Here is a 24,750-nt window from a genome sequence, read left to right as displayed (position 1 = left end):
CCATCCAATGCCATTAAATTTGAAAAAAACAACTCCTCGGCGAGGTCTTCGCCAACCTCATCGGGAACAGTCTGAAGCACGGCGGCGACGGTACGGAGGTCAGGATCGCCGTCGCCGAGCGCGGCGATGAGGTGGAGGTCTCAGTCGAAGACACCGGTCCGGGCATCCCCGACGACCTGAAGGACGTGGTCTTCAAGCGCTTCAGGCGCGGGAAGAGCAAGGCGTCGGGCAAGGGCCTTGGTCTCCATATCTGCCGCTCCCTGGTGACCTGGTACGGCGGCGAGATCCGGGCGGAAGACCGGGTGGCGGGCCGTTCCGGGGAGGGGGCGGCGATCCGGTTCACCCTCAGGAAATATCAGCAGATGGACTGAAAGCAGGAATGAAGCCTTACAGGCAGGATCCCGAGCACACCAGGTGAGGGAGGATAGAGACAGAAGGGTTCACAGGGCGCTATCTGGGCGGCAAAAAAGATTGATGGACCGGATACCCGGTCACTCTTCCTTCACCACGTTCAGGTCGATCCCGAACTTCTTCGCATTGGCGTCAGCTATCGCCTGGATCTTGGCGATCTCATCCTCGTTCCGGCCGGGCCGGTAGAGGTGGCGGAACCGTTTCTGGACAGAGAGGTAGTCGTCGACAGGCTTCCTGTGGGCGACCTTGCGCACACGCTCGACCTCGCCGTTCATCATCTCGTAGTTCACCCAGAGGCCGGTCTCGATTGCAAGACGCCCGACCGCTATTGTCTGTGATCCATCAAAGCCCCAGCCGGTCGCACAGGGAGCGTGGACCTGGATATAGTTCGGGCCGTGCGTCGAGACGGCGCGCTGCACCTTTTTTATCAGGTCATTCGGGTAGGCGATCGAGGCCGTGGCCACGTAGGTCGCCCCGTGGGCCGCCAGGATCGCCGGGAGGTCCTTCTTCGGCCGCGGGTTCCCGGTCGAGCACTTGCCAGCAGGGCTTGTCGTCGTGTCGGCATCATACGGCGTCGCACCCGAGCGCTGGATGCCGGTGTTCATGTAGGCCTCATTGTCGTAGCAGATGTAGGTGATGTCGTGTCCCCGCTCAAAGGCACCGGAGATGCAGAGCATCCCGATATCGAAGGTGGCGCCGTCGCCGCAGATGCAGACGACATGCTCGTCCCGTTCCTGCTTCTTGAGGGAGGCTTCAATCCCCGACGCCACGGCCGCGGCGTTCTCGAAGAGGGAGTGGATCCAGGGGACCTTCCACGCCGTCTCCGGATAGGGGGTCGAGAAGACCTCCATACACCCGGTGGAAGCGACAACGATCGTGTTCTCGCCGGTCGCCTTCAGGATCAGCCTGGCCGCAAGGGCAGGGCCGCAGCCGCCGCATGCCCGGTGACCGCACTCGAAGAGTTCGCATTCCTCAGTCATCTCAGAGCACCTCCGTCCGCAGGCCGAAGAACTGATCGCCCTCTCCTTTTTCAAGGAGGCCGGCAATCGCCTTGATATCTGCCTGCCGCACGTCCCTGCCTCCAAGAGCAAGGATGTAGCCTTTCACATCGATCTCGCTACCGTACAGGGCATCCCGCACTTCGAGGGCGACCGCACCCTTCTGACCAAGGGAGATGTTCTTGTCGAGGACCGCGACCTTCGAGACGCCCGAGAGGGCGGCCCGGATCTCTTCAGAGGGGAAGGGGCGGAAACTGCGGATCTTCAGCAGGCCGACCTTCTTCCCTTCGGCCCGCATCTCGTCGATCGCTTCCCTGACAGTGCCGCAGATCGAGCCCATCGCAATAAATGCCATATCCGCGTCTTCAAGGCGGTAGCCCTCGACGAGACCGGAGTAGTCGCGGCCGAACTGTTTGGCGAACTCGGCGCCGACCTCGGCAAAGACCTCCTTCGCCCGCTTCTGCGCCTGGTCGATCTCGTACCTGAACTCCATATAGTAGTCGGGGGTGGCGTACATGCCAAGGGACATCGGGTTCTTCGCGTCAAGAATGTTGACCGGTTTGTACGGCGGGAGGAAGGCGTCGATCGCCTCCTGCGAGGGGATGTCCACCGGTTCGTAGGTGTGCGTCAGGATGAAGCCGTCAAAGCAGACCATCACCGGCAGGAGAACCCTGTGGTCCTCGGCAACCCTGTAGGCGATGAAGTGGAGGTCCGTCGCCTCCTGGTTGTCCTCGGCGTAGAACTGCAGCCAGCCCGCGTCACGCAGGGAGATCGAGTCCTGCTGGTCATTCCAGATATTCAGGGGCGCACCAAGTGCGCGGTTTGCGATCGTCATGACGATCGGCTGGCGCATCCCGGCCACGTTGAAGCAGACCTCGAACATCAGGGCAAGGCCCTGCGAGGTGGTCGCAGAGTAGACGCGCGACCCCGCCGCGCTTGCACCGAGGCAGGCCGAAAGAGCCGAGAACTCGCTTTCCACACAGATATACTCGGCGTCCAGTTTGCAGTCGGCGACCATGCTCGCAAGCGCCTCGACGATATGAGTCTGCGGGGTGATCGGGTATGCCGCGACCACCTGGGGGCGGCAGAGCCTGACGGCCTCGGCGACTGCATGGGAGCCTTCCAGAATCTCCATCATATCTTACTTCTCCTCCTGGACGAGTTCGATATCATCCACCGGGCATTCCTCGGCACAGAGGCCGCAGCCCTTACAATAGTTATAGTCAGGGTGGTAATAGCCGTCCTGCCCTTCGCGCACGCAGCCCTCCGGACAGACAACCTCACAGAGACCACATTTCACACATTTGTCGTACTTGAAAACAGGTTTGAAGACCCGCCACGAACCGGTCTTATTGTCCCGTGCCCTACCAGGTGCAGCGGCGCACCCGATATTCAACCCCATCAGGCCTCACCTTTCACGAGATTGTAGGCATATTCCGCGGCTGCCACGTTCTTTTCACCAAGTTTGCCCGGGAAGCGCCTCATAAGAGCCTTCCTGATCGCGGGGGGAGCGATCTCACCGGTCGCCGCCGCGAATGCGCCGATGAGCGTGGTGTTCGTGATCGGGACACCGAGTTTCTCAAGGGCGATACCGGTAGCGTCGATGGTGATCAGCCTCACGCCCTCGGGGACGGCGGCGGGGATCGAACGCTCTGTATTCACGATCGCAATGCCTCCCTTCTTCAACCCGGCAAAGACATCGACGTCACGGATCAGGCTGCTGTCCTGGACGATGATGTAGTCGGGTTCATAGACCTGGCTGCGCAGGCGGATCTTTTCGTCGTTGAACCTGACGAACGCCTGCACAGGGGCGCCACGACGTTCGACTCCAAATGCAGGAAATGCCTGGGAATAGACGCCGTCTTCAAATGCTGCGACGGCGATCAGTTCGGCAGCAGTGACAGAACCCTGCCCACCCCTGCCATGGATGCGTAACTCTCTCACTCAGACTACCCCATAGAATCTATCATGGTTAATAAATAAGAATCTTGTGTCGGGAACCATAGACCCGGAATAGCAGGAAAAACCGGTATCATCCCATGCAGATCCCGGCACACCAACGTATCACATACAGTAAAAACCCCATCTGGTTTTAAACTTCCGAAAAAGATTAAAAAATAAGAATAGATGAGAAATTTGGGATATATTTGGATTTCATTCGATTTACACCTGCGATCCGGCAGACAAATAGGAGAAGCCACAAACACCCTGCACTGGTCAGAGATCGACAGAAAGTCCCAGTATCTCTTTTTTCCCGGAGAAGACGTCCCGCGCTACCCGGGCAAGGCCGCGGGCCGCACACCACTCGTCATAGACCGCAACCGGGCGACGGAGCAATGCGCTCACCTCGTCGGCCACGACGGGTCCCTTCGACCCGGCCAGAGCGACATGGGCCTCAGGATTGAGGAGGAGCATTGATGCGCACTCCATCGCCGCAAACATCGCGACCGTCCTTTCCTGCTCCTCGGGCGGGAGAGTATGACAGACACCAGCGTGGAGGAAGGCCTCGTTCGCCGTCTCGACACCAGCATCGATCCGCCGGATGGCGTCGACATCCAGGGCGCCGTGCTGCGTCCCCGGGGCGAAGACGCAGGCATCGAATGCACCAACGACCTTCCCTTCAGAAACAAGGATGGTAACGGTGTTCGAGGAGGTATCGCACACCACGAGATCGGGCCCGAGGTCATGGCAGACCTCATAGGCGATCCCGATCTTCTCCGGGCTCGTCTGGTGGGAGTATGCCTTGAACCGGGGATCTGTCGGGGAGCCGCGGTGGATGCCCGGCATCACGACGGCAGGGATACCGCTCGCCGCGACCTCATCGAAGACCCGCGTCCCCCCACCGATATGCTTGCCTGCACCGTCCTGCGAGATGACACCGCGGTTCTCGACCCTGCGGATGTCGGTGATCGTTGATATGCCGTCTCCCATTGAATAACAGACAGCAATACCTTCAATTTCGTCGAGGGGGCAGAGTCGTTCGAGGTCCGCGGCTGAAAAGTCCCGCGCAGCCTCCCGTGAGATCTTGAAATGGCCGGCCTCAGACGCAAAGCGCATGGCCGTTGTGCCGTGATCGATCCCGATAAACATGATATCTTCCGTACCTGTTGCACCTGCCTGCAGAAGTACGTTTTCTGATCAACCAGGCATGAAACGAAGTTTCAAGCGGTTCTCTGAAAACCACCCCGGGAGTTTTCATGGAAATCCCGGAAAAAAGGGGTTTGGGCACCGCACGACCTTAGCGCCTTTTTACGTACTCCACCATGCCGATAACGGCGATGCCGGCGATGATGAAGAGACCACCGTCGAAGAGGATACTGCCAGAGACAGCGGCCTTCTCGTAGAGCATCCTGGCCGAACCGAGCATCAGGCCGGTGAGGAAGGCTAGCATCGCAGTCTGATAGGTCTTCAGGAGATATTTAAGGGCCTTGGTGAAGAGGAGAAGACCGGTGATACCGCCAACTATGAAGGTGATGATCTCGGGGAAGGCAAATGATCTGAGCGCAGCGAGCATGAAATCGTACTGGTTGAGGACAAGGGTCATGTAGGCACCCGATATGCCGGGGAGGATCATGGCGCAGAGCGCCACCATCCCGGTCAGAAAGATCATCGGCAGGGAGTGCCCAGCGTCAAGGTGACCGAGGCCGGTCAGCAGGAACCCGGCAATGGTCCCTATGATGAGGAAGACCAGGTCTGCCACCCGAGGAGATCGTATCTCCCGGAAGAGGACGACGGCCGAGGCAATGATCAACCCGAGGAAGAAGGAATAGGTCTCGACACCGTGATTTCCGAGGAGGTACAGGATGATACCCGACATGGCGAGGAACGCCGTGGCGATCCCGGCAAGGAGGACAACCAGAAAGAGAGGATCGATTTTTTCGAAGTCGCGCCTGAACGCACCGAGATCACCGTGCACTATGTGCTTCAGCAATCCGGGATCGATGGCACTGATCGCCCCGATCAGGCGCTCGTAGATACCTGTGATGAGGGCGATGGTCCCTCCCGAGACGCCCGGGATGACGTCGCAGGCCCCCATCATGAGGCCACGGAGATATATCCCGGCATGTTCCCGTAGTTCTCTGCGCATGGTCATAATCCTGTGTGCATAGGGTGTGGAGGCGGCCTGTAGTTAATGATTATGATAGAAGCACGGCAGGCATCCAGCAAGGGAAAGGGGCGGTGCCCGGCGACCTGGAGACGCAAGAAGGGGAGGAGGAACGACCCTGCCGTCACCCATATTATCTTGTGGTGCTAATGAGATCCTGTATGTTCTCGATCGTCACGGGCGGCGCCGGATTTATTGGATCCCATCTGGTCGACACCCTTGTGGAGCAGGGGGATCGCGTGCTGGTTATCGACAGCCTCCGCACCGGGGATCTCGCCAATATCAGGGGGCACCTCGACACCGGGAGAATTGAATACCTTCAGACCGACCTGCTCGAAGATGGTTGGCAGGAGAAGTTCAAAGGGGCGGAGCGGGTCTATCACCTCGCCGCCGACCCTGACGTTCGAGGGAGCGCCGCAACGCCTGCAGACGTATACAGGAACAATGTAACCGCCACTGTTCGTGTCCTTGAGGCGATGCGGGTCCACGGCGTCGGCGAGATCGTCTTCACCTCCACCTCGACGGTCTACGGCGAGGCGTCGGTCATCCCGACGCCCGAGGCTTACAGTCCGATGGAACCGATCTCGGTCTATGCCGCAAGCAAACTTGCCGCGGAAGCGATGATCTCGTCCTATGCCCACACTTACGGGATGAAGGCATGTGTCTTCCGGTTTGCCAACATCATCGGCGAGCGGAGCAACCACGGCGTGATCTGGGACTTCGCCCACAAACTGAAAGAGAACCCTGCCGAACTGGAGATCCTCGGGGATGGGAAGCAGATCAAGTCATACCTCCTCGTCTCCGAGTGTGTGGCGGCCCTCCTCCACGCTGTCAGGACGACAGACGGCACCTTTACCTGTTTCAATATCGGTTCCGAGGACTGGATCGATGTCACGGCGATCGCACGGATCGTCTCCGAGGAGATGGGCCTGCATGACGTGCGTTTCCGGTATACCGGTGGAGACCGCGGCTGGGTGGGCGATGTCCCGAAGATGCAGCTTGCTGTCGATAAGATCAGGGCGACGGGGTGGCACACGACCCTCGACTCCGAGGAGTCGGTGCGGCAGGCGGCACGCGCCCTTGTCAGGGAAATCTGCTGAAAAACCTGGGAGAAAAGACCAATAATGAAGTATATCGTTGTTCTGGGAGACGGGATGGCCGACGAGCCCATTGATGCGCTCGGCGGCAAGACCCCTCTCGATTATGCAGAGACGCCAAATATGGACTGTATCGCCCGCGAGGGCGCCTGCGGCCTCCTCAGGACGGTGAAGGACGAGTTCGAGCCGGGGAGCGACGTCGCAAACCTCTCGGTGCTTGGCTACGACCCGGCAACCTGCTATACCGGCAGGGGCCCTCTCGAAGCGGCGAGCATGGGGATCGACCTTGGGCTGGCAGACTATGCCTACCGTTTCAACCTGGTGACGGTGCGGGACGGCATCATGGAGGACTTCAATGCCGGCCATATCACGAGCGAGGAAGGCGCTGAACTCATCAGGTCCCTTGCAGTGCCGGGGGCAGACTTCCACCCCGGGATATCGTACCGGAACCTGATGGTCGTCCACGGCGCAAAGGGGTCGGTGACCACGCCACCCCACGACATCGTCGGGCGGGAGGTCGGATCCTATCTCCCTTCCGGCGGGGACGCTCCCCTCCTGATGCGGTGCATGGACGCCGCACGGGAGGCCTTCGCCGGTCATCCGGTGAACCGCGCCCGCGTTGCCGCCGGCAAACTTCCGGCCACGACGATCTGGCCCTGGAGCGGAGGCAAGAGGCCGGCGATCCCCTCTTTCAGGGGTCGATGGGGCCTCGCAGGGGGGATGATCTCGGCGGTCGACCTCCTCAACGGGATCGCAACGTATGCCGGCATGGAGGTGATCCATGTCCCGGGCGCGACTGGGTTCATCGACACCGACTACCAGGCGAAGGCGCGCTACGCCCTTGACGCGATCAAACACCTCGACTTTGTCTATGTCCATGTGGAGGCGCCCGACGAGGCAGGGCACATGGGCAGCGTCGAGGAAAAAGTGAAGGCGATCGAAGGGGTTGACGGCATCATCGGCACCATCCTGGACAACTTTGACGGTACTGTGGCGATCCTCCCCGACCACCCGACCCCGATCAGGCTGAAGACCCACACCAGGACGCCGGTGCCCTTTGCGATCCGCGGCGGATTGAAAGACAGCACCACCTGCTTCTCCGAGAAGGAGGCGGCGAAGGGCGCACTCGGCCTGCACGAAGCCGCGGACTTCCTGCCCCTCCTCTTCGGGCGGAAGACGGCGTAAGGGGCAGGAGATAGTCCTCTTTTTTTGGATCTGGAGGCATCCAGATCAGATCGACGCCTCCAGGACCGCACGGAGAGATCCGATCAAATACCTTCCTAAAACTGCTTGTCGGGTGACTACGTCGAAGATCAAAGATTTTCTCGAACTCGCTATCGCTCGTTGCCCCCGAACCCTCGCTCAGGATTGGAGCAGGATAGCAGTCTCCTTCATCACATCTTCTCCTCTGTCTTCCCCCGTCCTATCCTAGTTTCGGGGGTTCGGGGGAAACGAGAAAGCCGGAGGCTTTCGAGGCAGTCCCCCGACAAAGAGTACAGGGAAGGCAGAGGAATCCACACCACTCTTCCATAGATTCAGGGGGCTACATCGATCTGATTCATGAAGGTTTCTCCAAAGCCACGCATGCGGAGATGAGAAGAATGAACGACAGTTCTGAGATGAACTTAAGAAGAGAGCGGCATCAGAACCCTGCATCATCATGGATCAGAGGGGGTAACTCTCATCATCTGCCGCTAATGGGTGTACTATAATACCCTCCCCATGGAATAATGTTCTGACCGTCCCGGACCAGACACCGGGACACATGGTTGATGAAGACCATGACATCATTCAACATCGCTGGAAAACTCCGGGAACTGGAGAGAGATGTCGGTACACTCTCACCGATGCAGAAGATCCTTCTCGGAACCGACGGTTCCGTGACTACCCTTCTTGAAAACGCACTGGGCTGTGAGGTAACAGTGCAGACTCTCTCCCAGGAGGTAATACCTGCCAACGAACGCGTGGCTGCATCCCTGGGCATCCACACAGGAGATATGGTCAACCACAGGAGAGTGACCCTGAACGAGAAAGAGAGCGGGAAGCCACTCCTGTACGCAGCGTCCGATACCCCGATCTCCCGCCTCGACCCCTCTTTCAAGGACGACCTGATGCGGGCAGACATCCCGATCGGGCGGATCATGCAGAAGCACCAGATCGAGGCACGACGTGAACTCGACGATGTGCAGGTATGTCGGGCCGACACCCGCATCAGCAAAGTCTTCGGCATCTTCAGCCACGAACCCCTCCTCTCCCGCCGGTATCGTATCATCACCCGTGGAGAACCCCTGATCACCATCAGGGAAACTTTCCCTTATTACAACTTCACCGATGAATCCAGGGTGATCGTGGAGGCCCCTGCCCGGATCCACATGACCCTCATCGACATGAACGGCAGTTCGGGGCGGGTCGACGGGGGGATTGGTCTCTCTGTCGAGGACCCGGCAATCGTTGTCGAGGCAAAACGGAGCGACAAACTCACGGTGAGAGGAGAGGGGGAGAGCGTCGAGCGGGTGAAAAAGACCGCAGAGAAAGTCCTGGCCGCCCTCGGCGTCCACGGAGGTGCTGAGATCACGCTCCACCGCACCTATCCCGGACACATCGGCCTTGGCAGCGGCACCCAGATCGCCCTCGCCACCGCCAGTGCCCTGTCCACCCTCTACAGGCCCATGGAGGTCAGAGAGATCGCGACTATCGCCGGGCGGGGTGGGACGTCGGGGATCGGGACGGCGACGTTTGAGTCTGGTGGCTTCGTCCTGGATGGCGGGCACAGTTTCGGCCCTCTGGGAGAGAAATCAGACTTCAGGCCTTCAGCGGCATCTGGCGGCGTGAAGCCAGCCCCTGTGCTTTTCAGGCATCCTGTCCCCGAGGACTGGCAGATCCTTCTTGCCACTCCTGCCATCCCGGAGGGCGCACATGGGAAGGCCGAGGTCGACATCTTCAGGCAGTACTGCCCGGTGCCCATCGGCGACGTACAGGCTCTCTGCCACACGGTGCTGATGCAGATGCTCCCTGGCATCGTCGAGAAAGATCTCGACCTCTTCGGGACAGCGGTGAACACAATCCAGGGTCTCGGGTTCAAGAGGGTTGAACATAGCCTCCAGCCCCCTCTCATCCGCGACCTCATCGACGCTCTCAGGGTGACCGACGCTGCAGGAGTCGGACTGAGTTCCTTCGGCCCGACTGTCTATGCAATCGGTGACACCGGGATGCAGGATGTTCTCAAGGCCGCAGAGGAGGCGATGGCGGAGACCGGCGGGACGGCGTTCATCACTCATCCCCGAAACCGTGGGGCTGAAGTCAGGGCTTCACCCTGAATCAGGGGACAAATATACACAGATATAGATATGCTGACCATAGTATAGTGAGTACTATGCCGGCAAAAAAGACTCTAACTCTCGGGATCACTGTCAACCTGGACAATTACGAAAATCTCCGCCTGGAGGTGAGTGGAGAGGTTGAATCACAGGAGGACACTGAAGAACTCGCAGGTTTCCTCGACACAACCCTCGCCCGCCTCGGCAGGGGGGACGAGGCTACGGCCGAGCGGGTGGACGCCTACCGTCGGCGCGTCTTCTCGATGAAACCCTCTGAAGCGCCCATGCAGCCCGAAGAGGAGCAGACCGTCCTCGTCCCGATCGAAGCGAAGGAAGTGGAGACCCCGAAGACCACACCCGAAGTTGCACCGGCGCCAGAACCCGCCCCCGTTGCGGCACCAGAACCGGCCCCTGTATCGCAGACCGAACAACCACAGGCTCCGGCGGCGACCGCTATCTGTGAGAGTTGTGGGAAGGCCGTCACAAAGACACAAAAACAGATGAGTCAGTTATTTCTGAACAAAACACTCTGCAAGGACTGTATGAACCATCTGAGCCAGCGACAGTGAGCAGAGGGTGAAAGCCAATATCTAAAGACTATAAATAGGGAAAAATCGAGGGAATAGGTGATGGCAAAGGATCTCCTCATGTGGGACGAGACACTCTTCAGAGACCCCGAGGTCTTCGAAATAGATTATGTCCCTGAGCAGTTCAACCACAGGGAGATGCAGATGCGGGAACTCGCCTTCCAGATCAGGCCGGGGGCACGGGGAGGCAGACCTCTGAACACGATCTGCAGGGGCCTGCCCGGCACAGGGAAGACAACGAGTGTCCGAAAACTCTTCGCTGAGATCGAGGGCGAAGTCACGAAACTTGTCCCCGTGTACGTCAACTGCGAGATCGACAACACGAAGTTCGCCGTCTTCGCCCAGATCTACCGGAAACTTTCAGGTCACCCTCCGCCGGCCTCTGGCACCTCCTTCAAACAGGTCTTCGACGCCGTCGCCCGGATCCTCCAGAAAGAGGAGGTCGTCCTCCTTGTCGCACTCGACGACGCAAACTACCTCCTGTACGAGAACGAGATCAACCGGGTGCTCTACGCTCTCCTGCGGTCACACGAGGCCTACCCGGGCACAAGAATCGGGGTGATCGCGATCATCTCAGATATGAACGTCGACCTCCTGCGGGAGGTGGACCCACGGGTCGCCTCAGTCTTCCGGCCGACCGATATCTACTTCCCGCCGTACTCCGCAGACGAGGTTCGCCATATCCTCACCGAGAGGGTGATGACAGGTCTGTACCCGGGCGTCCTATCCGATGCGATGCTCGACCTCGTTGTCGAGCAGACAATGAAGAGCGGCGACCTCAGGGTCGGTCTTGACCTGCTGAAGCGTGCGGCCCTGAACGCTGAGAGGGAGGCGAGGAAAAAGATCAAGGAGGACGATATCTGCCGGGCATATCAGGTCTCGAAGTACCTCCACCTATCCTTCACCCTGCGGACCCTGAAGGACGATGAAAGAAGCATCCTAAAGACCATCGCCACGATGAGCGCAGAGGAGAGCGAGATGAATGCAGGAGAGGTCTACACCCGTGCAAAAGAGGGGACGAAGATGGGCTATACCCGCTTCTACGAGATCGTCAAGAAACTTGATGCGATGCGGCTGATCAACCTTGATTACAGGCAGGGACGGGGCCGAACCCGTGTAATCACGCTCAGATACGATCCGCTACGTGTCCTTGACCACCTTGCCTGAGCAAACGATTGACAAGTCTTATCTGTTCTCTCCGCGTTCTTTATGTGAATGGTGATATTTCCATGCTGAGCGTGAATGAACAGGCCCTTGACATTTTCAACGACATTTTCGAATATCCCGAGGATTACAACGCGGCGTCCCATGAACTCGACAACGGTGCCCGGATCGTCGATGCCGGCGTATCCGTCCCTGGCGGATACCAGGCAGGCCGGACCTTCACCGAGATCTGCATGGGTGGCCTCGGCGACGTGAACTTCACGATGGGCCAGATCAAGGGGATCCCGATGCCATTCATCGAGGTTTCCACTGACTTCCCCTCGATCGCCTGCCTTGGCGCCCAGAAGGCGGGGTGGACGGTCAAGGTCGGGAACTACTTTGCGATGGGCTCAGGCCCGGCCCGTGCCCTCTCCCTCAAACCGAAGCACACCTATGAGGTCATCGGATACGAGGACGAGTGCGACACGGCCGTGATCTGTCTGGAGAGCGACCACCTCCCGAACGGCGAGGTCATGCAGACGATCGCTGATGCCTGCAAGGTGGACGTCGCCAACACCTGCGCCATCGTTGCTCCCACCTCCTCCATCGTCGGTTCGATCCAGGTCGCCGGCCGCTGCGTGGAGACTGCAGTCTACAAGCTGAACGAACTCGGCTTCGACACCAGGAAGATCGTCGCCGGTTTCGGCACTGCCCCAGTCCCGCCGGTCCGCGGCGCCAAGCGTGCGATGGGTGTCACGAACGACGCCACCATCTACCACGGCCAGATCGCCCTCACCATGAAGGCCCCGGAGATCAAGGACTACCTCGAGAAGATCCCGTCCAATAAGTCCAAGGGCTATGGCAAGCCCTTCAACGAGATCTTCAAGGAAGCGGGCTACGATTTCTACAAGATCGACACCTCGCTCTTCTCTCCGGCTGAAGTGGTCATCAACGAACTCTCCGAGGGCGTTGTCTACCATGTCGGCGAGGTCAACCCCGACGTGGCCCTGAAGTCCTTCGGTCTTCAGTAAACGCTCTTTTCAGGGGGCCATGACCCCCCTCCAGATTTTATCCTATCCGGGTGATGACAGGTTCGCACCTCATCTGCGGTTCTGGCGCACCTTTCGGGTAGCCGGAGATGACTGGTGCCACGATCTGCCAGCCTTCGGGCACGCCTGGGGCCGTCAGGGCATGGGATGTCGCGTCGATGATCGCCCGCACAGTCCCGTCGTCGAGGGGCCTGCCCTCGTACGACCTGATGCTCCTTCTCCCCGGGATCACCGCCATGGCGCGTCGTACCGCCCCCGTACCCCACGCCATACAAAGGCTCGGCGGCGACCATACTTTGATGTGGGCGAAGGAGAAAATCTGCGCATGACAGATCCCATCACAATCGGGGAAGACTTCAAGCCGTCCCCGCAGTTCAAGACATATTACTACCTCTGTCTTATCCTTACGAGCCTACTCGTGACCGCCTTCATAATCTTCCCCGTCGCCATTGCCGAAGAGCCGGTGCTTTACATCCTCTTTGGTGGGGGTCTGATCGCCGTCGTCGCCTTTGTGGCGGTCTGGATCCCTCTCTACTACCGGAGCGTCGTCTATCACCTCAGTGGAACCGAGATGACCTGGAAGAGAGGTGTCTGGTTCAGGGGGACGGGCATCGTCCCGTACAACAGGATCACGAATGTCGATATCGTGCAGGGGCCGCTGATGCGCATCTTCGGCATCTCCGACCTCCGCATCCAGACGGCCGGATACTCGGCTCAGGCCCAGGCTGAGATCCGGATCGAGGGTATCGAGGAACCTGAAGAAGTGCGGGAACTAATCATGGCCCAGGTCCGCGGCAGACCGTCAGTAGCGGCGACGACAGGGGGCGAGGAGACTGCCCCGGCACCAGAAGACGCGGTGCTCGCGGAACTGCGGGCGATCCGTCGGGTGCTTGAGAGGATGGCTGAGAAGGAGGAGTGACTTCCTCTTTGGCATCCTTCTATCGTCCTCATGACGGGATGGCCCTCGGCCGCAGGATATAGGACGCAGTCCCCCTTCTCTTCAGGAGCATCACCCTCCCTCCTGCACCAGGGTCGTACTCGTCATGGAGAGACTCAACGATCTCAAGATTGCACTCCCGGATCATGGACTCAATCTCATCACGCGTATAGAAACAGACTTCCAGGCCGGATATAAAGTCATCATGAGGGATCTTCAATTTTAATCGATTTTGAAGCCGCAATAGATAGAAGATGATGGTTCTCGTAAAGGTGGGGATGAGATAACTCTCATAATAGATCTCTCTGATAAAAACATACCCGCCATCATCCAGTTTTGATTTCGCGGCCAGTATAGACTTTTTTACGAGGTCCTTTGACTCACGGATCGACGTGCCCACCACATGATGCAGGACCACTTTCATCGCGATATAGTGATATGCTGAGGCGACATTGATGTCGTCAGGCAGACTCCCGACAACACGTTTGATTCCATGAGCATTTTGTTTCTGGAGAAGTTCTTTTGAAGGGTCGACAACACAGATGTCAGCGTCAGGGAAAATCGATTTACAGTATTTTGCAAATGCACCGCCGCCGCCTCCGATATCAAGAAGAGAGTGGCCGGATCCATTTTTTTTCATAAAGTCGACAAAAAAAACATCGTGTTTCAATGGATTTGCATAACTGTAACGCTCGGAATGTGTATCAAAGAACTCCCCGGGACTAAACATAGCACCAGCGGTATAACTGTAGATTTATATATACTTTCTACCCCCAGAGAGTATGGGCGGCAGGACTCTCCCTCGTGCGTCATGCCGATAGACCTCTCCCGGCCACGACAGAAAACAGGCCCCTTCCCCTGCCGCGTCTGCTGCCTTTCGGCGACAGGATTATCCGTTATGGCGGCGATATAAGAAGGCAGATTGCAGGGCCTGTGGTCTAGGCGGTTATGACGTCGCCCTTACACGGCGAAGATCTCCGGTTCGAACCCGGACAGGCCCATCTATTCTTTTATAACATCATACAGGGCAGACAGATTTTGTGGGAATTTCTCAGCACCCCCTCAAGAATACACGGGGAACATTAATATATAGATGAAATTATATTTGCTCCCGGTGATGGTTATATGCCGTCTTTCAAATGCAAGGACATTGGGCTGAAGTGCCCCTTCGAGACATCCGCAGCGAATGAGTTCGACCTGGAACAGAAGATCGCAGACCACGCGCGGGAGGCGCACAAAAAGGAGCACCTCTCTGCGGATGAATGGATGAAGATCAAGAAGGCCATTCACTGAGAGACGCCAGATCTCCACCACATTTTTGTAACGGTATCATACACCTGATCCCGACTATTGACACCGGAGTTCACCCTCATAACGGCCCGGCGAGCAGGATCCCGTACACCTCTCGCAGGCACCCTGAAGTATGGGAAAGGTGATCGCTCCAGAACTCCACCTCCTGGTTCAGCGCCAGAGTGACACGACCGAGGCGATCACACCACTCATCATCAAAATCGCGCGTTTCAGCAAGATGGGGGATGTGGGCGTCTACTTCCCCGGACTGCTCCCCTTCCTCTCGTCGGAGGCATCCAGGGTTTTCAGGCCAGAGATTGCAGCCCAAATCTCAGAATATTGATCGACCGGGATCACGCACCAGCAACTTCCTCCCTTTGCTCCGGGTGATCGTGATGATCATACTCCAGGCGACACCTGCAATGCTCTGTGCCATATGATGGTTCGACATGACGGCACAGGGTACAGTGATGTCAGCATGCGGGGCCTGACGCGATGTGCTACGTCCACTTTTCCGTATATTCTTACAACTCCACGAAACGTCATCATCCTCGCTCCCACCACTGGCGAGGAGTTCGCACATGGCTCGCGGTAGTGACGTCACTGATAGCCTGCCTGATCCACTGAAAATATTCGCAGGAGAAAAGGGCACCGATTTCCATGATCTCGGACGTGAGAAAGATACGCGGTGCAGGTGCGGCACCGTCAGACATGGTGCGGAGTACAATCACAGGCTATAGATCATAATACACATCATAAAATCGATTTATACCCCGGATATCACCGGATCCTCCGGGGATAGGGACACAAGGGATCCGGTGCGCGCCCCTCCCCACCTTGGCCCTGGAAGAGGTCAGAAAAGAGACATTCAGGTGTGCCCGGGACTGAAGCCACTGACCGTTCGACGTAAATTGGGTTAACACTGCGCAATTGTAAATATCGCATCATTTACACGCACTCTGGTGCCTGCAAACTGGTGTCAGACAAAAAAAAGCCCCGAGCAGCAACGATTAGAAAGTTTTTAATAAGATTTCAGGGCATTTTAGATTAACCTATACAAGAAAGGCTTTATAGTGCCGGTATAGGTAGGACATTTAGAGGTGTAAAAAAATGGTGTTCCATCCTCCAGTAGCGATTGTCGCAAAAGCTGGCGATGCAGGGAAGTACAAGGTCTCCCTGCCCGCATGGAACATGATCCTGAGAGGGTTCATGTCCGGTGCGTACATCGCCATGGGTGCCGGACTGGCAACAGTCTGCGCCACCGGCGTCGCCCCGTTCCTCGGGGCCGGCCTGGCAAAGTTTTTCCTGGGTGCCGTCTTCCCTGTCGGTCTTATCATCACCGTCCTGACCGGTGCAGAACTCTTCACCGGTGACGCGATGTTTGCCCCGATGGCGGCATTCATTCACAAGGTCTCCTGGGCAAGCGTGCTCAACCTCTGGCTCTGGGTCTACATCGGCAACCTCATCGGTTCCCTTGTCTACGCCTACATCATGGCCTACGGCCCCCTGACCTCCTGGTCAGCCGCTGGTGTTGGCACGGCAACCGCCTTCGGTGTCAATGCAGTCGTCATCGCTGCAGGAAAGACATCCTATGTCGGCGCAGCAGCCCTCTGGTCCTGCTTCCTCAAGGCCATCGGTTGTAACTGGCTCGTCAACCTCGCCATCCTCCTCGGCATCTGCGCCGACGACGCGATCGGCAAGATTGTCGGTATCTGGTTCCCGATCATGGCCTTCGTTTCCACCGGCTTCGAGCACTGTGTCGCTAACATGTACTTCATCCCCGCAGGCGTCATGACGATGCCGTTCCTCTCCGCCGAACAGGCTGCAGGTATTGCGGGCATCGAAACTCTCGGATGGGTGACCATGTGGACGAACAACATCATCGTCGTCACCCTTGGTAACATCGTCGGCGGCCTGCTCTTCGTCGGTGTTATTTACTGGGTCGCCTTCCGCAAGGAAATCGCCGCACTCAAGTAACCGAGCAGAAAATGGAAATAAGGAATGTCAATGTGCGGATATCGGCCGTTTCCCTGGCCGTATTCGCATTTTTTACCATTCTGGTCATTATTGCAGTCGCCATCACAGGAGACCCCTCGATCCTCCTCTGGGGTATCCCGACGCTTGTCCTCCTCATCATCATCCCGGGCACGCTCAACTACATGAGCCAGAGCCAGTACGCAGGCCTGGTCCCGGTCTATGAGAAGGAGGCAAAGGATGTGCGTGCACGGGCGATCACCACGGTGATGATCGGCAAACCCGTCAGGCTCCACGGCACCATCAAAAAGGTGAAGTTCCGCTACCTCAACAGGCCTCACTACACTGTCACAGACCCCAGCGGCGATATAACAGTGAAGATGTTCACCACACCGCAGGAAGACGTGGAAGTCGGCGACAGGGTCGAGGTACTGGGCCTCGTGATGAAGCGCTACGTGATCTCTGGTGACCCCGTGGTCAACTGCGTCTCGATCAGGCGGACGAAAGAAGAGTAAATGAGAGGATGGGGCTTTCAGGAAAAGCCCCGCTTCAGTCCTTCACCCGGAGACGGACGAACTTTTTTGTTGCATTCCCTGAGATAATCGTCGAAGAGATGGATCCTGGTGCTCACCGGGAAGGGGATCTTCAGAGTGGAGATCACCGCTTCACCGGCATCGAGGGTCTGGATCTCGGTGTCCATCTTTGAGAGGTCCTGCTTTGCGCTGCTTGCAATGGTGTCCCGGTCGCCCCTGTCACCGAGTCCCATCACGACAAAGGTGTTCAACTGGGCGAGGACGCGGGGGTCGATGTTCTTCGGTTGCTGGGTGACGACACAGAGTCCGACGCCGAACTTCCGCCCCTCCATTGCGGCCTCCCTGAAGACCTGGGTCCTCCGTCCGCCCTCGCCGAGGACGCGTTGCGCCTCCTCGATCGCGATCAGGACCTGCGGCGGTTTTTCCTCCTTCCCGACGCCCCACTCCCTGTGGCGTTCCATGATATGCCGGGTGATCACAGAGAGGACAAAAAGTTCGCTCCTCTCACCCATACCGGGGATGTCGATGAGGACGACTTTGTTCTCGTCGAGCGCCCGCGTGATCTCAGGGATGGACGAACCCTTCTCCCGGAAAAACCGGCCGTTCGCACGGGTCAGGATATCGAAGTGACGCTTGAGGACGGTGAGGGGACCGGGGTGGGAGGTCCGGAGTCCGTCCGCGATCCACTCGAAGTTCCCGACATACGCCTTCTTACCGAAGTCGGTGAAGTCGGTCTCCCGGAAAAAGGTGATGAGGTCAGACCCCTTCTCACCCTCCAGGATCTCAAGGGCATCGTGTTGCGGCTCCGAATGATCGAAGAGGATGTTCAGGTCGGAGGCCCTGATGTCGTCGTACTCGAGCCAGAGGCGGTTTAAGTGGTATGTCTTCATCTTCTCCGTGTTGGTCGTGAAGACAGAAAGCCCGTCCAGTCCCGCCGTGAAGTGGACGAGGCCCTTGGTCCGGTCGCCTGTGGACGAGCGGCCGCCTGTGGCGTACTCCCCGTGGGGATCGACGATGAGCATCCCGAACTTCTTCTCCTTCATGCAGGAGGCGGAGAACACCTTCATGAAGTTGCTCTTGCCCATGCCTGTGGTCGCAAAGACACCCATGTGCTGGGCCATCACCTCGGCATGGAGGGCGACCGGCACTCCCTCGACAACACCCTGACCCGTCTTCAGGAGGCCGACCTCGATCTCACCCATCTCCTCCTTCAGGAAGGCGAAGTCGTCGGCCGTAGGATTGGTGACGACCTCGGAGAACTTCGAGGGGAGGGTGTTCGGTTTCCTGAACCTGCCGTCGCAGTCGAGGTAGCCGAGGGGCACGGCCTCGACGCCCAGGAAAACGTCCTCGCCCAGTTCGTAGAAGTGCGCTGTGTGGGGGCGGGTGTCCCACTTCGGGTCGGCGAAGTTGCAGTCGTGACAGATATCAGTCACCTTCGCAAAGAAGGTGAGGCCTTTCGTCTCGTCCCGGATCTTCAGGAGGTCGCCGACGAAGATCCTGCTGTCATGGGGGACGATGAACCTGTACGAGAGGACATTCTCACCGATGAGCCTGAACTTGGCCGGATCGGTATTATCGATAGGGTGCAAACGTGTCATGGTAATCACCGAAATATGATTGGAAATCCGCGTTGGTCATACCAGCCCCGGCCATGCGACCGATGAAGACCTGCCTGACCATATCCACCTGGTCCTTCCCGATCGCCGCGAAACGGTGGGCGTCGAAGAGGGGGAAGGGGTAACCGGTGACCCTTCCATCGTCCGCATAGGAGGCGAGGGCGGCAAAGGTGGCCCTGACCGCAGACGGCGGCGACCCGGCAGGGAGGTCGATCTTGAAGGCACGGGGAGACCGCGGGTGGAGAGATGCGACGTAGGTCGTGCTGAAGTCCCACTGGCGGTATCTCTCCGCGTCCAGGACAGACGGCGGGACGGCAAGGTACCAGGCCTCTGCAACGCCAAGGTCGCGGGCGAGGGCTTCTGCGGCGGGTACGAGGGGGATGCCGCCGCCCCAGGTGGACGACGCCATCTTGGTCACCGCAGCGACGAGGACGCCGCGGGAACGTGCAGTGTCAAGGATATCTTTGAGGACAGGGCGGTGACTCTCGTGATCGACGCGCAGGGCACCGTCGAGGAGGAGGGCGTCGCCCCTGTCGAGGGTCTCGGCAAGGCGGAGGGCCGTCCAGTACTCGAGGGTGTCCCTGAACGCAGCCGCAGCGCGGGACCGGTCCTCATTTTCGAGGGGCTTCTTTGGCTTCGTGCCCTTGAAGCACTCCATGTAGAGTTTTTCATAGGCGGTGTTCTCCTCTTCAGGCCCGATCCTGAAGGCACGCAAGGAGGTCTCCCCGGCATGAGAGCGCCGACCGGAGAGGAAGGTTGTCTCGACGGCACGGACGAGCACAACGGAGAAACTGCCTGTCTCCAGGACCATGGCATTGCTCCCGTCCACCGCTGCGACAGAACCACCGTACCCACTACCACAGGGGGAGAAGGAGGAAGCGTCGAAGCCGCCGGTGCGGGCAAAGCGCGAGGCCATGTCCGCCGGGCGGATCTTCCCGAGATAACCGATGATGCTAGCCAGGTCGCCTTCGTCGAGGGGGATCACCTGTCCGCCTCCTCGACGTGGCTCTCGGGCCCGGGCCCGATTTCGACCCGCAGGGTCGTCTCGAACTCGTCCTGGACCTCGCCAACATGGGAGATGAGGAAGATCTGGGGGAAGTGCGCCTCCTGCGTCCGGAGGGCCCGGACCAGGTTGGCCCGCCGCTCCTCATCCTGGCTGCCGAAGATCTCGTCGAAGATGAGGACGGCGGGGTCGTGCATCCCCCGCATGCCGGCGAGGTACCGGGAGAGGGCGATGCGGAGGGCGATCGCGATGTCGTCCTGCTCGCCCCCGGAAAAGCGGTCGGCCGGGTAGTCTGCCCCCATGTCATTGACAAGGAGGGTGAAGGTGTCGTCGAAGGAGACGGTGTCATACCGACCGTCAGTGATCTCGCCGAGGACCTCGCCGACGACCCCCTCAAGCTGGCCGCGGACGACGCCGAGGAGATAGGCGGTGTACTCGGAGAGGAGGGAACGGGTCAGTTTCAGGTTCTCCCTCTCCCCCTCAAGGACGGCGACCCTATCCCTGATCTCCCGCACCTGCCCCAGTTTCCCGCCGATATCCTTCTCCTTCTCAAGGAGGTGGGCGAGGTCTGTCTGGAGTTTCGCGATCTCTGCCTGCTTATCCTGGACTGCGGCCACCGTCCTCGCCACCCTCTCCCGCACCTCTACAAGGCGGTTGGGGTCGAAGGCGAGGGCCTTGATCGTGCACTCAATGGCGGCACGGCGTGCATCCGCGTCCGCAAGGGCCGCCCTCGCGCTTCCCAGACTCTTCTCCAGGTCGGGGAGGCGGGCGACATCCCCGGCACATGCAAGGTAGCGGCGGTGTTTCTCCTCGGCCGCCTCCCGCACTACGACGGCACGAGCACACTCGGCTTCGTCGAAGCCGATCTTTTCTCTCTCGGCGGTGGAATCTGCGATCGACCTGTCGATCCGGGCAAGGGTGTTGCTCACCTCCTGGTGCTCGGCCTCCACCCGCGGACGGCCCTCGCACTTCGCCTTGAGGGCGAGGTACTCCTGCCAGACAGGCTCAAGACGCTTAGATTCCTCTTCGAGGGTGGCCTTCTTTGCCGGGTCGTAGGCGAAGGCCTCGCAGTCTGCGCGGGCGACCTCGGCGGCGACAAGCGCCGTCGCCGCCTCGGCATCGAGGGTTTCCAGGTCCCTCGCCTTTGCGGGTAGGGCGGCGACCTCGCCGGAAAGCCTGTCGTAGTTCTCCTTCAGGTGGGAAAGGGCTTTGAGGCGCCGGACCACCTCTGCATGGTGCGCAGGGTCGTAGGTGCCGGCGGCACGTTCCTCGGCATCCAGACACTCACGGAGTGCAACAACCCGACGCTTCTTTTCCGCACACCTCTCCTCCTGTGCGGAGGTCCTGGCAAGGATCTCCTGGAGAACCCGGCGGCGGCCCTCTATCTCCCGGACCTCACCCTGCACCGCGGCAAGATCGTTGTCTATGCGGGTTATCTCCTCGTCGAGGGAGCAGACTTCCTTTTCGCCTGCAACGGCATCCCTCTCCAGATCGGCGACAAGGGCCTCATAGTGCTCGCCAAGGGAACGGTGGCAGGTTGGGCAGAGGGAGTCCGGGCCGAGGGCCGCAACGTCTGCCAGGTGCGCCCTGAGAGATGCCACCTCATCAGTGCAGACCTTCTTCTTCGTTTCAAACGCAGCGCGAGCGCGGGTGAGGTCGTCTCTCTTCTCCCCGGCGGCCTTCAGGTCCGCGGCAGGGTCGCCTGCCGCCGAGACCTCATTTTTCAGGGCCGCGACCCTCTCCTGCAGGGACGCCGCCTCCCTCTCCGTCGTCTCGACCTCATCCCTGAGGCGGAGGGCCTCGCGGGCATGGACCCCGGCCTGGTCAAGTGCCTCGTTCTCATGAAGGAGGTCGTCGTAACCGGCAAGGTCGAGTGCAAGGTCGGCGCACTCCGCTTCCTTCTTTCTGAGTGCCTCGACCTCCCGGCCGAGTCCGGCCATCGCCCTCCCGAGGGCGTCAAGGTGCTGCACCGCGGTGCGGACGCGGTCGGCAAGGTCCCGGTGCCTCATCTCGTCGGCCGCACAGGCATCGCGTGCCCTGATCACCTCTTCACGCCGTGCAGCGACGGGCGCAAGGTCCCGGCACCGGGCCAGGGCGGCATCGAGTCCCCGGAGTGTACAGGCAAGGGTGTCGAGGCGGTCGGCTTCGCGTCTCCGCTCGCCGTCAAGAGAGGAAAGACGTTCCGAGAGGAGGTCGTGGCTCTGCTTCTTCCGGCCCCACTCCTCGCAAGCCTTCAGGACGGCCGGATATTCCTCCTCTGCCGCGGCGAGAGTATCATACTCGCCGAGGCGTGCCCGAATGTCGGCGATATCCTTCTCAAGCCCTGACACCTCGACAGCATACCGTTCCCTCTCTCTGGCGGCAGAGGTCCTGGCCTCATCAAGGCGCACGGCCTCGTGGCCGGCCGCGTCGAGAACGCCGAATTCGGCCTCGGCCACGTCCTTCTCCGCAGAGAGGGAGAGTAGGGCCTCGGTGCAGGTCTTCACCCCGGCCCTGGCAGCGGCGGCATCTGCCCGGCACATCTCCCGCGCGTTCTTCAGTTCCTCCTCGTCAAGGATGGAGAGAGCGCCTCCAGCACGGCCGATATCGGCCTCTACGGATTCTATCTCCTCCTTCAGGGCGGCCTGCCCCTCGTCCTTCAGGTAGTCGATGCCGAGGGCCTTCATGAACCACTCCCGCCTTGCCGCCGGCCTCTCGTCGAGGAGAGCGAGCAGGTCCTTCTGGGCGGCAAAGACCGTGCTCCTGAAGTCCTGGGGGCCCATACCAAGGACACGCCGCACCTCCGCGGCGACGGCGCTCACCCCATCGGCGAGGTGCTTCTCGCCGCCGTCCATGAAGAGGGAGGCGGTGTGCTGGGTGGAACTCCCTGTCTTCCTGAAGGTCCGGTGGACGACGTACTCCTCGCCACCGACCGAGAACTCAAGGCGGACCTCGCACTTCTCCTTCGGGTCGGCGAATGAGGAGACGACATACTCGCCGTCGACACCCCCCTGCACGCCGTACAGAGCAAAGAGGACGGCGTCGGTGATCGTGCTCTTGCCCGCACCATTGTTCCCGACGATGCCGGTGATCCCGTCGCGGAAGAGGATCTCCTCGTCCCGGTAGCGCTTGAAGTTGTGGAGGACGAGCCTATGGAGAAGCATCGTCGACCTCCTGGTGCGCCCTGATCACCGTCTTCAGGACCTCCTGCCCTTTCTTGAGGACGTACGCCTCCCTCTCCGGCGGGAGGTGCTTCTCAGTCAGGAACCGCCCGAACTCCGCAACATAGTCGAGGCCGGCAAGGTCTCCGGCGGCAAGGCGGGGTGTGTCCTCCTCGACCACCTCGGTCCGCACCTTCAGGTCGAGGAGGTGGTTGTTGAAGTCTGCAGGGCAGAGGCGCCCCATCTCACGGAGCGTCTCCCTCCGCATGCCGGCGACCGTGACCTGGCACATCGCGTGGGGTGCGGCGACACCCTCCACGGCACCGGCGACGGCGTCGGCAACCCCCCCGGCCGAGAGGTCGGCGCAGTCCAGGGTGCCGAGGTCGTACATCGGGGTCTTCGGGAGGGGGAGGGGCGTGACCTGCCCACTCGTCGTGTCGACGACAAGGCCCCCCTTCCTGTCATGGATCTCGCCATAGGTGCAGTGTTCGATGGACCCGCTGTACCAGGCGCGGTTGCCGACCTGCACCTGCCCGTGGTAGTGGCCGAGGGCGATGTAGTCGAAGTCATCGGAGATCATCGTGCTGTCGATCTCGTGCTCGGCAATGGTGTGGAGTTTTTTGTCGGCGACCATGCTCGCAAGCCCGTGGGTGACCAGCACATTGGCCGATGATGGGGAGAGGTCGACCTGGTCGAAAGCGACCCTGTAATCGCCGGCTTCAAGCATGTTCGGGATGAGGTGGAAGACGGTGTCGCCGACCTCCACCCTCTCGTACCTGTACCGATAGGCGGCGTGGACCTCGGCGCCATGATATTCGAGCACGGCAAAGGGGGACTCGGTGTACCGGGTCTTCGCCATCGAGTGGTTGCCGGCAATGAGGATCAGGGGGACGCCCGCGTCCTGCAACCTCTCCAGGGCCTCAAGGACCGTCGTGTAGGCCCGGGTCTTCGGGCGGACCGTGTGGAAGAGGTCGCCCGCGTGGACGACGGCGTCAGGTCTCTCTCTCAGGATCACGTCGATGGCCGCAAGAAAGTTCTCGTAGACCAATTTTTCCCGCAGGTTCATCCCTGTCTCGGGGTCGATTTTATTGAAGGCCGCAAGGCCAAGGTGCGTATCGGCAATATGAACAAATTTCATCTAAATGGGCAAGGAAACCCCGGTCTTTCGGCCGGGGAGGAATTGCCCGTCACCTCCGATATCGTTTTGTGCTCCCATGATCAGCATATGCATGTGATCAGGACAATCACGTTCAAACTTCTGTTGCCTGAAGGTGGTCCCTCTACTCTCCTCGATACGATGAGGGCCTATTCTACTGCGTTCTCTGCCTCTGCACAGTGGGGGTTCGAGAACCAGACGTGGAATAAGGTGGAGAACCACAAGGTGACCTACAAGGGTGTTCGTGAGTCTGTTCCTGATCTTCCGTCCTCTCTGGTGCAAGGTGCGCGTGATTGTGCCTGTGAAGCACTGAAAGCAGTTAAATGCAAGTCCTTGCCCGAACGAAAACACCTCGCCGCTATGCGATACAACCAGCGGGTCATTACGGTGAACC

Annotated in this window: 24 protein-coding genes, 1 tRNA gene and 2 pseudogenes; 15 read left to right on the top strand and 12 right to left on the bottom strand. The window is 59.6% G+C overall.

The features are described 5' to 3' along the window. Window positions 1-41: 41 nt before the first annotated feature. Window positions 42-371, top strand: a pseudogene (locus Q0520_RS05945) (ATP-binding protein); the annotation flags it as partial. Between the two features lie 120 nt (window positions 372-491). On the opposite strand, the gene porB reads toward Q0520_RS05945, so the two are convergent. The 6 genes from porB to Q0520_RS05915 all read right to left on the bottom strand — a co-directional run bounded on the left by porB (window position 492) and on the right by Q0520_RS05915 (window position 5,502). After that, window positions 492-1,391 (bottom strand): pyruvate synthase subunit PorB, encoded by a 900-nt coding sequence (gene porB / locus Q0520_RS05940; protein WP_298667582.1) that lies wholly within the window; start codon window positions 1,389-1,391, stop codon window positions 492-494. 1 nt (window position 1,392) lies between these two features. Next, a complete protein-coding gene (gene porA / locus Q0520_RS05935) occupies window positions 1,393-2,547 on the bottom strand; it encodes a pyruvate synthase subunit PorA (RefSeq protein ID WP_298667581.1) in 1,155 nt (384 codons plus the stop codon). 3 nt (window positions 2,548-2,550) lie between these two features. Beyond that, complete coding sequence (locus Q0520_RS05930; protein WP_298667580.1) at window positions 2,551-2,811, bottom strand: 4Fe-4S binding protein; 261 nt, start codon at window positions 2,809-2,811, stop codon at window positions 2,551-2,553. Beyond that, on the bottom strand, window positions 2,811-3,353 hold the full coding sequence (locus Q0520_RS05925) for a pyruvate ferredoxin oxidoreductase subunit gamma (protein WP_298667578.1): 543 nt from the start codon (window positions 3,351-3,353) through the stop codon (window positions 2,811-2,813). The genes Q0520_RS05930 and Q0520_RS05925 overlap by 1 nt, the downstream gene beginning before the upstream one ends. A 273-nt stretch (window positions 3,354-3,626) precedes the next feature. Beyond that, the gene (locus Q0520_RS05920) at window positions 3,627-4,499 is read right to left on the bottom strand and encodes a methanogenesis marker 12 protein (protein WP_298667576.1); all 873 of its coding nucleotides are present in this window, start codon (window positions 4,497-4,499) and stop codon (window positions 3,627-3,629) included. A gap of 148 nt (window positions 4,500-4,647) precedes the next feature. Beyond that, the gene (locus tag Q0520_RS05915) at window positions 4,648-5,502 is read right to left on the bottom strand and encodes a DUF368 domain-containing protein (protein WP_298667574.1); all 855 of its coding nucleotides are present in this window, start codon (window positions 5,500-5,502) and stop codon (window positions 4,648-4,650) included. Window positions 5,503-5,541: 39 nt separating this feature from the next. Between Q0520_RS05915 and Q0520_RS05910 the strand changes: the two genes are divergently transcribed. The 7 genes from Q0520_RS05910 (at window position 5,542) to mch (ending at window position 12,689) form a co-directional block, all read left to right on the top strand. After that, window positions 5,542-5,664, top strand: a complete 123-nt coding sequence (locus Q0520_RS05910; RefSeq protein ID WP_298667572.1) for a hypothetical protein — start codon at window positions 5,542-5,544, stop codon at window positions 5,662-5,664. Window positions 5,665-5,675: 11 nt separating this feature from the next. Continuing rightward, window positions 5,676-6,614, top strand: coding sequence for an NAD-dependent epimerase/dehydratase family protein (locus Q0520_RS05905; RefSeq protein ID WP_298667570.1), 939 nt, complete (start codon window positions 5,676-5,678; stop codon window positions 6,612-6,614). Window positions 6,615-6,638: 24 nt separating this feature from the next. Further along, complete coding sequence (locus Q0520_RS05900) at window positions 6,639-7,796, top strand: cofactor-independent phosphoglycerate mutase (RefSeq protein WP_298667569.1); 1,158 nt, start codon at window positions 6,639-6,641, stop codon at window positions 7,794-7,796. Window positions 7,797-8,383: 587 nt separating this feature from the next. Next, window positions 8,384-9,928, top strand: coding sequence for a beta-ribofuranosylaminobenzene 5'-phosphate synthase (locus Q0520_RS05895; protein ID WP_298667567.1), 1,545 nt, complete (start codon window positions 8,384-8,386; stop codon window positions 9,926-9,928). Window positions 9,929-9,984: 56 nt separating this feature from the next. Then, window positions 9,985-10,497, top strand: a complete 513-nt coding sequence (locus tag Q0520_RS05890; protein WP_298667564.1) for a hypothetical protein — start codon at window positions 9,985-9,987, stop codon at window positions 10,495-10,497. 60 nt (window positions 10,498-10,557) lie between these two features. Beyond that, a complete protein-coding gene (locus tag Q0520_RS05885; RefSeq protein ID WP_298667584.1) occupies window positions 10,558-11,682 on the top strand; it encodes an ORC1-type DNA replication protein in 1,125 nt (374 codons plus the stop codon). Between the two features lie 62 nt (window positions 11,683-11,744). Beyond that, window positions 11,745-12,689, top strand: a complete 945-nt coding sequence (gene mch, locus Q0520_RS05880) for a methenyltetrahydromethanopterin cyclohydrolase (RefSeq protein ID WP_298667562.1) — start codon at window positions 11,745-11,747, stop codon at window positions 12,687-12,689. Between the two features lie 37 nt (window positions 12,690-12,726). Here the strand turns inward: mch and Q0520_RS05875 are convergent, their stop codons facing one another. Continuing rightward, window positions 12,727-12,978: a hypothetical protein gene (locus Q0520_RS05875; RefSeq protein ID WP_298667559.1), complete on the bottom strand. Its 252-nt coding sequence runs from the start codon at window positions 12,976-12,978 to the stop codon at window positions 12,727-12,729. A 54-nt stretch (window positions 12,979-13,032) separates the two neighbouring features. Between Q0520_RS05875 and Q0520_RS05870 the strand changes: the two genes are divergently transcribed. Beyond that, on the top strand, window positions 13,033-13,626 hold the full coding sequence (locus tag Q0520_RS05870; protein WP_298667557.1) for a PH domain-containing protein: 594 nt from the start codon (window positions 13,033-13,035) through the stop codon (window positions 13,624-13,626). A 28-nt stretch (window positions 13,627-13,654) separates the two neighbouring features. On the opposite strand, the gene Q0520_RS05865 is transcribed toward Q0520_RS05870, so the two are convergent. Continuing rightward, window positions 13,655-14,374 carry a methyltransferase domain-containing protein gene (locus Q0520_RS05865; RefSeq protein WP_298667555.1) on the bottom strand — a complete coding sequence of 240 codons (720 nt, stop codon included), beginning with the start codon at window positions 14,372-14,374 and terminating at the stop codon, window positions 13,655-13,657. 197 nt (window positions 14,375-14,571) lie between these two features. Here Q0520_RS05865 and Q0520_RS05860 point away from each other — a divergent pair. The 5 genes from Q0520_RS05860 (at window position 14,572) to Q0520_RS05840 (ending at window position 17,423) form a co-directional block, all read left to right on the top strand. After that, window positions 14,572-14,645, top strand: a tRNA-Val gene (locus tag Q0520_RS05860). Window positions 14,646-14,769: 124 nt separating this feature from the next. Next, complete coding sequence (locus tag Q0520_RS05855; RefSeq protein ID WP_298667552.1) at window positions 14,770-14,937, top strand: DUF1059 domain-containing protein; 168 nt, start codon at window positions 14,770-14,772, stop codon at window positions 14,935-14,937. Between the two features lie 130 nt (window positions 14,938-15,067). Then, complete coding sequence (locus Q0520_RS05850; RefSeq protein ID WP_298667550.1) at window positions 15,068-15,277, top strand: hypothetical protein; 210 nt, start codon at window positions 15,068-15,070, stop codon at window positions 15,275-15,277. 767 nt (window positions 15,278-16,044) lie between these two features. Next, window positions 16,045-16,911, top strand: a complete 867-nt coding sequence (locus tag Q0520_RS05845; RefSeq protein WP_298667548.1) for a formate/nitrite transporter family protein — start codon at window positions 16,045-16,047, stop codon at window positions 16,909-16,911. Between the two features lie 11 nt (window positions 16,912-16,922). Beyond that, entirely contained in the window at window positions 16,923-17,423 is a 501-nt protein-coding gene (locus Q0520_RS05840; protein WP_298667547.1) for a nucleotide-binding protein, read from the top strand. A gap of 17 nt (window positions 17,424-17,440) precedes the next feature. Here the strand turns inward: Q0520_RS05840 and Q0520_RS05835 are convergent, their stop codons facing one another. From Q0520_RS05835 to Q0520_RS05820, 4 genes are read right to left on the bottom strand one after another with little or no spacing between them, the layout of a single operon-like run. Continuing rightward, complete coding sequence (locus tag Q0520_RS05835) at window positions 17,441-19,039, bottom strand: ATP-binding protein (RefSeq protein ID WP_298667546.1); 1,599 nt, start codon at window positions 19,037-19,039, stop codon at window positions 17,441-17,443. Continuing rightward, window positions 19,014-20,042, bottom strand: coding sequence for a DNA double-strand break repair nuclease NurA (locus Q0520_RS05830; protein ID WP_298667544.1), 1,029 nt, complete (start codon window positions 20,040-20,042; stop codon window positions 19,014-19,016). Before Q0520_RS05830 ends, Q0520_RS05835 begins: the two co-directional genes overlap by 26 nt. Further along, a complete protein-coding gene (locus Q0520_RS05825; protein ID WP_298667542.1) occupies window positions 20,039-23,203 on the bottom strand; it encodes an SMC family ATPase in 3,165 nt (1,054 codons plus the stop codon). The genes Q0520_RS05830 and Q0520_RS05825 overlap by 4 nt, the downstream gene beginning before the upstream one ends. Then, the gene (locus Q0520_RS05820; RefSeq protein ID WP_298667540.1) at window positions 23,190-24,338 is read right to left on the bottom strand and encodes an exonuclease SbcCD subunit D; all 1,149 of its coding nucleotides are present in this window, start codon (window positions 24,336-24,338) and stop codon (window positions 23,190-23,192) included. The genes Q0520_RS05825 and Q0520_RS05820 overlap by 14 nt, the downstream gene beginning before the upstream one ends. 93 nt (window positions 24,339-24,431) lie before the next feature. On the opposite strand from Q0520_RS05820, the pseudogene Q0520_RS05815 reads away from it, so the two are divergent. Continuing rightward, window positions 24,432-24,750, top strand: a pseudogene (locus Q0520_RS05815) (hypothetical protein); the annotation flags it as partial.

This window comes from uncultured Methanofollis sp. (genome assembly GCF_937919355.1).
GTDB lineage: Archaea > Halobacteriota > Methanomicrobia > Methanomicrobiales > Methanofollaceae > Methanofollis.
The sequence above is the reverse complement of the archived record's forward strand: the minus strand, read 5'-3'. Positions and strand labels throughout refer to the sequence as shown.